This is a genomic window from Limnobaculum parvum, from assembly GCF_003096015.2.
GTDB classification, from domain to species: Bacteria; Pseudomonadota; Gammaproteobacteria; order Enterobacterales; family Enterobacteriaceae; genus Limnobaculum; species Limnobaculum parvum.
This window is the reverse complement of the sequence record NZ_CP029185.2, coordinates 1,686,016-1,698,467: the sequence shown is the minus strand read 5'-3', so window position 1 is coordinate 1,698,467 and position 12,452 is coordinate 1,686,016. Positions and strand designations below refer to the sequence as shown.

The window sequence follows — 12,452 nt, the reverse complement described above, 5'->3', positions numbered from 1 at the left end:
TGTTATCCCTTTAACCGATTAAATAATTGTGTTCCATCACTGCCTGACTGTTCTGTTTTAACCACGTCAATGACATCATCGATATTATCTTTACCATGAGTGCTGTTCAGCCCAGAGGTATAGCCCATAGCATCTAATGACTGGCGGAGTTTTTCACCTTCATCCCAATTTTCTGAAACCTGCTTAAAGCGCATAGCCGTAGCCCGGCCTTTAGATACCAGCCACAATTGGTTGGGACTTTTCTTATACGCCTGATTAAATGTCTTATTTTCTTCGTCAGTCAAGCTGATATTCCCTTCATCATTGCTTTTACCACTAAGGATATAATTTCGCTGAACTAAAGCCCCCATTTCATCCTTAGCTTGTACTATGCTCCAGAACTGACCACTCATTGCGATACCGCTGGTACCGGGAATATCGCTTAATTTTAGGTTCAGTTTAATATCAACCAGTTCAGTATCATTCCATTCAGGCTTAGGTACATATAAACTCGCCGGCCCCATCTTCTGCATCGCAATCGACTTAATGGTTATATTCTTCGGACATCCTAATTCAATATTTCCAGCCGAAATTTTTATATATGCCCCACCGCAAATCAGAATCAACTCCTGGACAGCCACGGCTGAGACCTTCCCATCCACGCTGGCAATCTCCATATCCTGCTTTGAGGCCAGCTGCATGGCGTCATTTTGCGCCTGTACTTCCACCTTCCCCTGATTAGCCAGCAGTTTCATACCGCTGTTCTGAGTAAACAGGCTGATACCGTCACCCGTTGCCAGCGTCAGTTTTTTACCCACGCCAATATCCGCATTGCTGCCCGCGTTGAGATACAGATTGTTAGACGCCGCCAGTTGCATGTCCTCACCGCTGGCAATACCAATGCCGTCCGGTGCACTGGCCAGTATCACGCTCGCCGTCAGATCCTTCAGTTTTTGCTCAATCAGCGTCTTCTGCGCCGCGATTTCCGCCACCAGCGCCTGAGCCTGTTCTGCCGCATGGTTCAGACCCTGCATTTGAGAATAAGCCGCTTCCAGCAGGCTTAGCGCAGGCTCCATCGACCGGACTTCACCTTTGGCGGTCTGCTGCTCATCCGCACTAATAAACAGCCCTTTCCCCGCCCGTATTGCCCCCCACTCATCGGTGCGCAGCTCAAACCCTTCTCCCCGTTGTTTACGCTCCGCATCCACCAGATGCCCCATATTCAGCTGGGTTTTGCCGTATTCGGTGGCGACTTTGATGTGCTCTTTGCCGCGCTCGTCGTCCATTCCCAATTTGTTATTAGCCGGGGTGCGAATAACGTTACGTTTATGGTTGGCCACGGTGACTACATCACCGTGACGGGAGTCGTGCATGGCATGGGCGATATATGGACGGTCAGGGTTGCCTTCGGTAAAGGCGATAGCCACTTCGGTGCCGTCAATCAGCGGGAAGTGAATGCCATAGGTTTCACCGGCGTAGGCTTTCGCCAGCCGCATCCACAGGCTCTCTTCCCCTTTACGCCAGTTGTCGTTCAGGTCAAAGTCCATCTTCACCCGATAGCGGCCCTGTGCGTCGATATAGCTGTAGGTGTCATTATCCGGGCTGGTGATGCGTGCCGGTAAGGTGCCGCTGATGGTCGGCCAGACCAAACGGGCCGGACGATATGGGCGCAGTACGTCGTAAGGAATACCGGTAAAGCTGATAACGTAAGCCTGTTGGCGGTCGCCCTGCGTCTCTACTGACACAATCAGAATGCCGCTGCCCGCTTCCGCTATCGGCGAGCCGGAGACAGTCAGAATTTGCCCCGGTGCCAGATGGGATAAGGTGGTCTTTCCGCTGATGGTGATTTGTTCGGTCATAAAGCGCTGATGGCGCAGGCGAGCGTACCAAGCACCTTGCCCTACGCCCTCGGGCTCTTCGCTGGCAGCAGCGTCACTTTCACTGTCGCTGCCGCTCAAGCCATTGAGCAGGTCTCCGCCTTTATCGGATAAGCCTCCTAGCGAACTGCCGACGCTGTCGAAAGCCCCTTTGGCCTGACCCGCCATGTTCTGTACCGTACCGGTCACGCCGGAAACCGCTGAACGAGCAGAGGAACCCACTGAACCCGCGGCAGCGCTGGCGATATTGCCCATACCCGCAGCCGATGTTCCTCCGGCGATACCCGCTGGCGAGGGTAATGAAACCCCACCCTTAACGCCGCTGACCGCACCGCCCACCGAGCCTGCCACGCCGCTTAACTGGCTGACGCCGGGGATATCCCCTAAGCCGTTTGGCATCATATTTCTGAACTGACCGACTAAATCATCCTGTGCATTGGCGTGGTTGGTGTCTTCGCCTTTGTCGCGATAGTGCTCACCGTAAACATAATGTTGACCGCGGGTGGTGTTATCTTTTTGCGCGCTGTTAACGTCGGACTTCATGCCGGTTTGGGCGTTACGGTAGTTGTAGTCTTGGGTCAGCACATTTTTGGGCACGGTCTTACGGGCTACCGACATATCCCATACCGATTCCACCCCGTTGTCGTTATTGCCAGAAGGCTGACGATAGCTGGCGGTTGGGCCATCCTGATATTGCTGTTCACAATCGCCAAACACCACCACATCACAGTTGTGTTTGGTGTGGGTTTCAAAGCGAAACCAGATACCGCTGTCCGCCAGCAACCGGCGAATAAAGGTCAGGTCGCTCTCTTGCCATTGAGAGATGTACTCTTTGACCGGGTAGCTTTCCGTGAGCTCAAAGCGAAAATCCACCCCGGTCATTTCGTGTTGACGCAGCACCTGCTCTACCACTTGGGGAACCGTCTGGTTCTGGTAGATGGCGCTGTTTTGGGTGTTCTCCAGCAGGGCTAAACGCGGGGCGAGCGTAATGGCGTAACGGGCTTCGTCTGCCGATGTGGCTAACTGACTGAACGCGGTGACCACCCCGTATAAAATTCGGGTTTCGCTTTCACTACCGCCTAGTGAACGGGTGATACCGCTGAGGGTCGACAGGCTGGAGCCTGCTTTGCCCAATAAGCCCGAGGTTTTACCGGTGATACCGCCAATCTTATCGCTGAACATCCCGCCAAAGGCGTTAAACGCGCTCATCAGTTCATGGCTTAACTGACCGGCTGCACCGCTCAAGCTGTTGATACCGCCGGGAGCCAGCGTAAACACCGCTTTTTCACTCAGTATCTGCTCCATGGTCAGGCCATGCTGTGCGGTAAACTGAATGTCGTATTGCCAGGTTTCGCTCAGGTGTTCATGGCCCTGTACGCTTAACACAGAAAGTGGGGCGTTCAATCCGTCTATCGCCAACTGATAACGGTTGATGCCATCACCTAATGATGAAAAACCGGTGCTGGCTGACCCGGAAGTATCACCTATTCCATAAGCCTTAAGCTGCTCATTCAACATGGCTCTACCCGCACTGATAACTTTATCTTTCACGCTATTTCTCCTCCCTTAATGCCGGTCAGGTAACAACCTGACTGCCATCCATTTACGTTCTCTCACCGCACCGTCAACCGCCGTAATATCGCCCTGCCTTCCGGCATAAAGTAGGTACCGAAGCGTACCAGCCCTATTTCTTTTAGATGGCAGGTTAAGGTGTAGCTGAGGATCATCTCTTTTCCGCCGGGCTCCAGCGTCAGTTCAACGTCATACAGGCGCGGTTCGTACTTGAGCAACGTATGCTGGATAGCTCGCATCAGGCTGTGGGCTGATGACGGCAATTCCTGATAAATCAGGCTGAGATCGGGTAAGCCATAGTCCGGCAGATATTTAATCGCGCCAGCCCGGCTGTTGAGGATACGTTGAATGTTGTCCATCACGCTGAGGATGGTTTGCGTCTGTTCATTCACCTCATCCACCGCGATACCCGATTTAAAATTCCCCATCAGGGATTCATACAGTGACGGTCCCATCGTGACTCCTTGTTATTTGACCGGAACCAAACCGATTTCCGCGTAGTTCGCCACCAGCAGCCTCGGTTTATCTGCCTCTAAATCATTACGTTCAATCAGCACGCGCCAGCTGTTATCGTCCAAATTGGGCGTGCGGAATAAGGCGACCACCCCGACAAACGCGGCCTCTTTATGCATTGATGAATCCAGCGCAATGGCGGACGACGGGGTCAGCACCACGTCATCCCGAGAGATGAAGTCCGCCCCCAGCACCTTTTCATCATTTTCCAGCAGGTCTTGATAGGTGGCTTTTTCAAAGTTTTCCTTTTTGCCCAACTGGTAGGTGCGAATCACCAGTGACGCAGGAACGCCGCCGTCACCGGGGTTAAGCTCGGCGCGGGCAGCAAAGTCCAGATGCAGCACGTTGATGTCTTTAATAAAAATGGCTTTGGCGACGCTGACCGTTCCATCCATTGCGGTTTGCATCAGCCCACATCCGGTTAACAGACCGCCCAGTAACATCATGCCGACAGCAAGTACCGCGACTGACTTATTCTTTTTTTGCTGTTTCATTGTCATTTTGTCATTCCTTTTCTCTATTGCTGTCCAGCGGCTAAACCCACATAGCGCCCCAGATTGACCGTTATTGCCTGATGTTGCTTATCCCATTGCTTCATGCCCAGCACCGCCGTGAGCCCTAAACGCACCCGGGATTCCCCTAACTGTGCTTTAGGCAATAACGACCGTTTCACATTCATGTTCATACAGGCGTCAAAACGATAGCCGAGGTAGGCCCGCAGCAGCGCCATTAAATCGGTATGAATCGATTCACCGGGCAGCAGCCCTTCTACCTGTTGAATATTGATGGGGGTGATGGTGACGTGAACCGCACTGTTGCTCTCTTTAAAGCGTCGGCCTAAAACCGCCGAGCGCTGTAGGCTAACCGGTTCATCCCGTTGTAATCGGGCGGGCGACTCAAGATTGAACCACTGGGGATAGAACTCCCGCACCTCAACCTCCGCGCCCGGTAGCAGCAAATTTACCACACAGCGTAAGCCGTCACCGGTGCGGGTTCGTTGGGTGATCAGCCCCAGCAGCGCCAGAAAACGCGACGGCGGCGCGGCTATCTGCTCGCTAGATCCTTCGATACCGAAGCCCGCCAGCCCCAGTAAACACTGGGAGACTAAATCGGTCCCCCCGGCGCGAAACCCGGCCGGATAGTAATATTTCAGCCAAATTCGATAATACTGGGTCATGACCCGATGGTTGAAGATATCGAGAAACCCTTCCAGCGACTCATGCCCCTCCTGACGCTGAACAATGTCATCCAGCCAGGCGTAAGGCAGTACCGCATCGACGCCGTACAGTCCCAAAAAGGTGGTGCGTACCGTCGGCGGGCGCTCGGGAAATTGTGCGTCCCACTCTACTCGCTTCATTTCACTGGCGGGAAACCCCATCTCCGGCACTGGCCGAAAGCGAACCGGATCGGTGCCCGGCGTTTCGGTTTTGCCCAGCGGCGGTAAATCAGGATGTTGCTGTTCAATATACTGACAGAACTTATAAAAATTCATTCGCGGCACGTGCCGGAACAGCCCTTCCATCAAAGGGGAGAACGTACTGTCTTGCTGTCGGTCCATTTTAAACGTTTCCCTGTAGGTAAAAGTACTAACGTCAGGCGGGTAAAGAGATTCAGGTCGGCATATAGCGCAAAGAACTGATGCAGCAGCTCACCAAACAGGGCCACATCCCCCTCGCCGGGGAACTGATGGGTATTCAGGGTGATTTCAATTTCCACCCCGCGTTCCAGCATGCCCTTGGTCATGCGCTGTACCGGTTTGTGTTTCACCTCCACAATGCCTTCCAGACGGCGGCGATTAAGCTCATTGTCCGTCCAATCGTACAGGGCCAAGGTACCGCGCAGCACTTCGGCATTCATTAATGACAGGTAGTTAGGAGCCAGATGGGACAACACCCGCCAGTGAAAACGGTCATTCACCGGTGGGTAGCACGGCAAGGTTGGCGCACACAGATTACGCACCGCCACCACGCCGGTTTGGCTATGGCTGATTTGATTGATTGACGCATTACGCAGCGCCTTGCGGGGTAACATGCCGTTGGTGCCGGTAATGCGCAGAGAGAGCGTCTCATCATAGACTTCTTCTGCCCTATCCCATACCTGTCCCCCCAGAATCAACCAAGTATCGTGCAATCCCGATGCGCCGCGCCGTACGCGCGTGTGGTAATAGCGCTCCGGTGCGTCATGGCGCAACATCCCGCCGCGATGGCGAAAGCTGGTGAAGGGAACATAGCTGGCACGGCCGTGGCGGCTGATGGACTGCACTGCATCCACCGAATAGATTTCAATGTGTCCATCCTGCAAAAGCAGCGGACGCAGCAGATATTCGCTGTCCAATTGATTCACTCTGACCGGATCGGCTTCCATCGGAAACAGATTAATCACCGGTGAACAGTGCAGACGGATATTCTCTGCGTTAAAAGGCAGGTCGTCAGCCCAGATTTCATTTAACACCAGCTCCAGTTCAAAAGCGTTACAGGCTAGCGGTATTTGCGCCAAATCCAGCCCCTGTAAATCAACAAACATAAATTTTTCGCGGAAGGTGAAATACTCCAGCAGCAGTTGATAGCCGCCAAACGCATTATCCGGCTTCAGCCACAGCCGCTCATCGGAAGAAAAACCCGCCGGGGTGATGCGCCCATTAAACGGCTGTAGCGCGCCATCCTGATAGCCGGGATAGCGGATTTTCATCGCGCCGACCTGATACACCATAGCGCGGTACAGGGCTGACGCCACCGGTGTGTCGGCGTTGATATACAGGCTCAGATTAGACAGATCCATCTGTTTTCTGTCCGCCATCTCACCAAAATCAAAGCGCATATGGATAACCGAGCGCCCATCCTGATGGCTACGTATGCCTGCGCGGGTAATTTTGATTGGCTGTATTTCTACCCGCTGCGTGGTTTGATATTTACAGCAGGTTTTCGAGGGACCGATAGGCGAAGTTTGTACCCCAAACCCCGGCTCAACGATCTCTTTACGCGGCAGTACGTTGAAGTCTGGTAATAGTTCAACAATCGCCAGCGAAGGAATAATACGCAGATAGTGCGGCCACAGCAGACTGACCACCCCTTCGGTCAGCTCCGGCAGGTCATCGTCCAGCTTTTGGCGCAGGCGGCCCATGAGAAAAGCAAAGCCTTCAAACAGCCGTTCTACGTAGGGGTCTCTGTCGCCAACCCGATCGAGATTCAGCAGGCCAGCCCTGTCCGGATGCACCTGTGCAAACTCTTTACCTGCTTCACGCAGATAACGCATTTCCGCTTCATAATAGCGTTTAATCAAATCGTCCATTGGAGTCGGTGCCCTTAAAATGTCAATACGCGAGCAGGATGCAGTACCGTTAGCTCACTGAGTAGTTGATCGGCGTCTTTATTCAGCGCGGTTTTATCCGCATCTTTCAGTACGCTTTTTTGTTGAACCAGCTTTAACAGCCGCGACTTGAGTTCAAACACCAGATCCGGCTCCCAGCCGGTTAAGCGGTAGTTATCACATTCCCGATTGAGCGCATTCAACAGACGAAAGGCCATATCCCGCTGCCCATGCTGTTCTGCCAGTCGCGCCAACAGCATACGGTGCAGATAGCGTTGGCGGTCGGTCACCATATCCGGCAGGTTGTTCATCCAGTTAAAGGCGGATTCCAGCCCGTCGCGACCGGCGATTTCCATCGCCTGCTGTTCGATTTCGCCCCAATTCCCCCCCACATTCACCGGAATGGGTGCCAGAGACTCGCCTTCATCCAGATGACGAATAGAGGCGGACGACGCTATCCAGTTCAGGGTGTCATCATCGGCAAACGGCGTGCCGTCGCTGTAGGTCAATCGCTCCAGCCCTTTTAGCCGGTCTAGCATCAGGGCCACATCCGTCAGGCAGATCTCCTGCCAGCCGCTATAGGGTGCGCCAGCATTGAGCATGGCATCGCAGGCATAGCGTTGCAGATCGAGCCAGAAGTGGTTGGCCGCCTCAGAAAACGCACGCTCTACCTGCTCCAGCAGTTCTATCCAGCTTTGTTGGAGCCACAGGCGATTAAGGTGCTGTTTCAGCTCGCTGCGGGGAGCGATTAAGCGCGTCGCATAGTGGGTATCGTGCGGGGGTAACGCCGTGACCGTATCCCATCGGATACTGCGGATCAGGCGAAACGCCGCCAGATAGCCATCCGGCTTCTCGCGCAAAAATGCAGAAATCTGACGGGTTTGGTCCAGCACTTCCCGTAATGAACGCACGTCCTCAGTCTTCACTTTCAGGCCGTTGGTCGAAACCGTATTGGTCAGCGGCGTGACCGGTGCCGACGGTAACGGCTCCGGTTCCGGGTTTTCCAGTCGGGTTTCAAACAGGCGGATCAGGCCGCGTAAATCCGGCGGCAGTTCCCCTTCCCACTGATTGGTATAGCCAACCATCAGCGACAGTGCAGAGATGGCGCGTTCCAGATCCTGATGCTGAAAGCTGTTTTGCACGTCCAGTAAGTCAATAAACTTACTGCTGGCTAACCACTCGATGGACGACTTTTTGCTTTCGGCACGTTTGGGATACAGCGCGGTATCGTAGCGGGCCACCAGACCGGCTATCAGTTCCAGACCGTCCGCCAGTCCGGAAATACCGTCCAGCCGCAGGCGCGCCCAAGCGTAGTAAGAGGCCACGCGAATGTCTTTGGTGCGCTTTTGCAGCAGCTTTTCACTGATTTCAATAATCAGCGCGGCGTCAATACCGGACAGTTTGGCGATCTCTTCTTTTATCAGTTGAAAATCGTCGTCATAGCTGGGGTCGATGCCCGTGGGGTTATCCCCTTCGATTGGCACCAACCACGATTGCCAATGTTGCTGGATGCGTTTTTTCACCCCTTCCTGCGGGTCGCGGCTGCCAAACAGGGCTTGCAGTAAATTAGTTAGCATCGTGTTCTCTTCTCATCATCGGGACGATGGTTGTTTCCTCAGCCGGTTCGGGCTGTACACTTTCGTCAGTCGCCGTTTCGTCCGGGGTCGCGGCTGCCTGTTCGGCGATGGATTGCGCCACCTTATCCGCCGCGGCCTTTTTCTTGCGGTACTTAGCCGGCATCACCGTTGAGGCGTCGGCGGTAGACACGGGCGTATGTTTTCGTGGGCTGGCGGTTGTCTTGGTTGCTGGTTTGGCCGGTTGCGTCATATCTCCCGAGGCGTCCGGCATCACCGGCGTCCGAGAGGTCAGGAATACGTTAGCCGGTAAGGTGAAACCTTTCAGACTCAGCAGCTCGACCGGGCCGCTATTGCTCTGAACTCGCAGGATATAGTTGAGTTCGCTGCCGTCATCCGCCTTCCACACCAGTCGATAGCGGGTGCTGTCCAGTTGAGTGATGTTGGCTTTATCCAGCAGGCGAACCCAGCCCCAACTGCCTTTTGGACTGTCCAACAGGCGCAGCCCGGTTTGTTCGGTACTCCAGCTTAGCTGCGCGCCGGGAGTGTAAGCATCGCCCGGCCAGCGCAGGGTTTTCCAGCTTTCCATTTGGTTGAAATAGCTCAGGGTTGCGCCATCCAACAGCAGTTCGGTTTTGGTGACCCCTGGGCTGGGGCGTGCCATCAATTCAAAGGTCATTCCCGCATCACCGTTGGCATACAGCATGGCGGAAATTCGACTGAGCTGATTTAACGCGCTGATAAACTGCGGATTAAGGGTTAATCCCTGAGAGTTCAACGCATCGGCAACCCAAACGTCCCCTTGCTTATGCAGCATTCCCCCCAGTTGAGTGCTGACAAAGCGCTCAATCAGGCCGGTATCGGGACGCAAAAAACGCCCCAATTCAGGCAGGGAAACATCGTTCGCCGTGGCTTTAAACGGATAGCGGCCATTAAAGGCCCGGTACCACGGGTCGACAATGCTTTCACGCCAAGCATTATTGAAGCTCATGGCCGCCGGCTCGAGTACCGCCTGCCACGCCTGCTCCAGCGGCTGTACAAACAGATTGCTGCCAAAACCCGCCCACTCTTCTCCCATACTGGCGGCAATCAGGCTGCCATAATCGCGGGTGTCGGTTAAGTCGATGGCTTTACCTTCAAACACGGTTTTAGCCAGCGATTGCGTCATGGCCTGCGGGTCCGGCGCGCTGGTAATTTGCTGAAGTTTGAGGCGAACCCGAGTCACGCGGGTCAGGTAGGTTTGCAGGCTAAGGTTATCGCCGCCCTCTTTGGTGGTGGCCTGCACAATACGCAATAGCGGCGCGAAGGTGCCATCCAGCGGGCCGACGGGCGTATCGTCGTCTATCGGAATGGCATCCAGCCGTTTGGCTTTGCTGCCAAACGCCGCCTGCGCTGATTTCACCAGCGTTTCGGTTAATGCCCGTCCTTTTTGGGCGGTCTGGCCCTGATATTTGACGGTATTCATCAGCCCAATCAGCGGCGACTGGCGCGCATCCGCCAGCAGGGTCAATTGGTCAATCACATCGGACATGGACTCTGCCCGCGTCCAACTGATGCTGTTCAGGAAGTTCAGCCAAGCGGCGCTGTAGTCGGTAAAATAACGTTCGTTTAACCGCTGTTTGAGTACCTCTGGCGAAATGTCGTTGGCGGGCTGTTTGCCGCCGTCCGTCAGTACCCAGTCAATCTCTTCACGGCGGTTTTTCACCGCCTTATCAATCTCTTTCTCCACCATGCCTTCCCACGCATCGCGGGTAAACATGCCCGGCACCTCTTCGTCGGTGGTAAACAGCGTGCGGCTGTCCATGCCGTTGAGCACCTGACTCAACGACATATTGCCGTAGTTTTGCCCCACGCGCCGCAAAATGCCCTGATAAATCGAGGTTTCCGCATTTTGCATACCGATCTGGTTGATCAAGACCTGACGGGCATCGCTAACCAGCGTTCTGTCTGGCTTAATCGCCCAATCTGGATGGCGGGAGAGATTGCTGGCATAGAACTGCATCAGCTCCGGGCCAACGCTTTGCCACACGCCGTCAGAGACGGTAGCCGGAGCCTGTTTGTTATTTTCAATCAGAATATTGCCCAGCAGCGGCGCATCAACTCGGTCGGGACGGGACAGCATCAGATAGGCTTTCAGCCGGTCGTAACCCGCTTTGGCTAGCGCTGCGCGTTCCGGGCTGTTGGGGGGCATTTGCACCAATTCACTCAGTTTGCCGTACAGGTTATCCACGATGGGCTGCTGAATGTTCTGCTGATTGGCGGTGTGGTAATAAGGCCACAGCACCGTCAGCAGCTTATTGTTGGTGCTCAAACCAAAGCGCAGATACCACGGGCTACCGTGCTCAGCGCGGTATTGCAGTTGGGAAATTTGCTGTTTAAACGCCTGCTGGCGCGTTAAGCGTTCGGTCAGGCTGGCGCGAGGATCGGTGCTCTGCTTCGCCAAATCTTCCGCCGAGGAGATAAGCCCCCGGTTGCCGATGTAGGAGACAATGCAGCCCACACCAAACAGCAGCACAATACCTAATACCGTTGCCACCGCACTGTTTACCCACTGAATACCCACGCCCCGCCCTTTGGCTTTGCGGCTGTCGTCCGTCACCACCTGCCATGCTGGCGTAGGGAGAAAGGCGTGTTCCGCCAGCGTATCGGGTCGGGTCACTTTAGACGTAAACAGCAACCCACGCAGTTGATTACCGCCCTGAGTCGTCACAAACGCCGGTAACCACGCGCGCAAACGAGGAATATCGCGCTGTTCTAAGTCCTGAGCCAGTTGCAGCAGGAAGGCGTGACGATTGTTGATCATCACCTGCTCCATACCCAAGCCGGTAGTTTGTTTCACCACCGCGGACAGCAGCTTGGTCAGGGTATCCGGCTGGGGTTTGGCGGGGAACAGTGTACCCACCTGAAGCTCTTCCCGTTCATCCTGCGTCCACGTCATGGTGCGAAGGTCCAGCAGATACAGCGGCGCTGCCCAGCGCAACAGCTTATTGCGGCTGTGCATGTGCCACAGTGCCTTATCCTGAAACGCTTTCTGCACTTTGGTCGGCTCATAGTGAAGCGCAGACACCACCCAGACCTGCGCATCAATCGGCCTGCGCCAGCGCAGTTTTTTCAACTGCTTTAACCACGCTTCATCCGGCGGCGTTTGGGATGAACCACCCCAAATCAATAGCGTATCGTTACTGGTTTGCCAGCCCTGAGCGATTAACCCCGGTGCCGCCTGCTCTACGTCTACCGCTTCACCGGTGACTAACAGCCAGCGTAATTTGCGACGCCAGGAGAAAAGGCCGTAGCGGTGGCGGAGGTGGGATTTAATTTGTTCAGCTAACGATAATACCGGCGTTAATTGCGGTATATCACGATTAATATTGGGGGTTTTGTCTTTATTTCTAAATAATACTTGTGAAGCCTTATCAATACCAATCGCGCCCCAGGATCTCAATAACAGCAGAATTAATATGAGGATCGCAAACAGAGCCGTGGCTAACAATTTTGCCAGCAGCGGTTCTAACCATTCGTTATCACCAAACCAGATGTAGGCAACAACGCCTGCACACAGGGCTAACAGAAAAATGACCAGAATAGCCAAAATCCATTTTTTCATTTTATTGACTCGTTAAAAGAAGATTTT

General features: G+C 54.3%; 7 protein-coding genes. All 7 read right to left on the bottom strand.

Annotation, left to right across the window (positions count from 1 at the left end):
• Window positions 1-2: 2 nt before the first annotated feature.
• The 7 genes from HYN51_RS06885 to HYN51_RS06855 all read right to left on the bottom strand — a co-directional run bounded on the left by HYN51_RS06885 (window position 3) and on the right by HYN51_RS06855 (window position 12,425).
• Window positions 3-3,407 carry a DUF2345 domain-containing protein gene (locus tag HYN51_RS06885; RefSeq protein ID WP_108899344.1) on the bottom strand — a complete coding sequence of 1,135 codons (3,405 nt, stop codon included), beginning with the start codon at window positions 3,405-3,407 and terminating at the stop codon, window positions 3-5.
• A gap of 62 nt (window positions 3,408-3,469) precedes the next feature.
• Window positions 3,470-3,883, bottom strand: a complete 414-nt coding sequence (gene tssE, locus HYN51_RS06880) for a type VI secretion system baseplate subunit TssE (protein WP_108899333.1) — start codon at window positions 3,881-3,883, stop codon at window positions 3,470-3,472.
• 12 nt (window positions 3,884-3,895) lie between these two features.
• Window positions 3,896-4,441 (bottom strand): type VI secretion system lipoprotein TssJ, encoded by a 546-nt coding sequence (gene tssJ / locus HYN51_RS06875; protein ID WP_230514030.1) that lies wholly within the window; start codon window positions 4,439-4,441, stop codon window positions 3,896-3,898.
• Window positions 4,442-4,458: 17 nt separating this feature from the next.
• Entirely contained in the window at window positions 4,459-5,499 is a 1,041-nt protein-coding gene (gene tssG / locus HYN51_RS06870; RefSeq protein ID WP_108899332.1) for a type VI secretion system baseplate subunit TssG, read from the bottom strand.
• Window positions 5,463-7,229 (bottom strand): type VI secretion system baseplate subunit TssF, encoded by a 1,767-nt coding sequence (gene tssF / locus HYN51_RS06865; RefSeq protein WP_108899343.1) that lies wholly within the window; start codon window positions 7,227-7,229, stop codon window positions 5,463-5,465. Before tssF ends, tssG begins: the two co-directional genes overlap by 37 nt.
• A 14-nt stretch (window positions 7,230-7,243) precedes the next feature.
• Complete coding sequence (gene tssA, locus HYN51_RS06860) at window positions 7,244-8,824, bottom strand: type VI secretion system protein TssA (protein ID WP_108899342.1); 1,581 nt, start codon at window positions 8,822-8,824, stop codon at window positions 7,244-7,246.
• Entirely contained in the window at window positions 8,814-12,425 is a 3,612-nt protein-coding gene (locus HYN51_RS06855) for an ImcF-related family protein (protein ID WP_108899341.1), read from the bottom strand. Before HYN51_RS06855 ends, tssA begins: the two co-directional genes overlap by 11 nt.
• Window positions 12,426-12,452 lie beyond the last annotated feature (27 nt).

Bases quoted from the DNA above. Each gene is read 5' to 3' on its own strand.
- tssE (WP_108899333.1), bottom strand. From the start codon at position 3,883: ATGGGACCGTCACTGTATGAATCCCTGATGGGGAATTTTAAATCGGGT.
- tssJ (WP_230514030.1), bottom strand. From the start codon at position 4,441: ATGACAATGAAACAGCAAAAAAAGAATAAGTCAGTCGCGGTACTTGCT.
- tssG (WP_108899332.1), bottom strand. From the start codon at position 5,499: ATGGACCGACAGCAAGACAGTACGTTCTCCCCTTTGATGGAAGGGCTG.
- tssF (WP_108899343.1), bottom strand. From the start codon at position 7,229: ATGGACGATTTGATTAAACGCTATTATGAAGCGGAAATGCGTTATCTG.
- tssA (WP_108899342.1), bottom strand. From the start codon at position 8,824: ATGCTAACTAATTTACTGCAAGCCCTGTTTGGCAGCCGCGACCCGCAG.
- HYN51_RS06855 (WP_108899341.1), bottom strand. From the start codon at position 12,425: ATGAAAAAATGGATTTTGGCTATTCTGGTCATTTTTCTGTTAGCCCTG.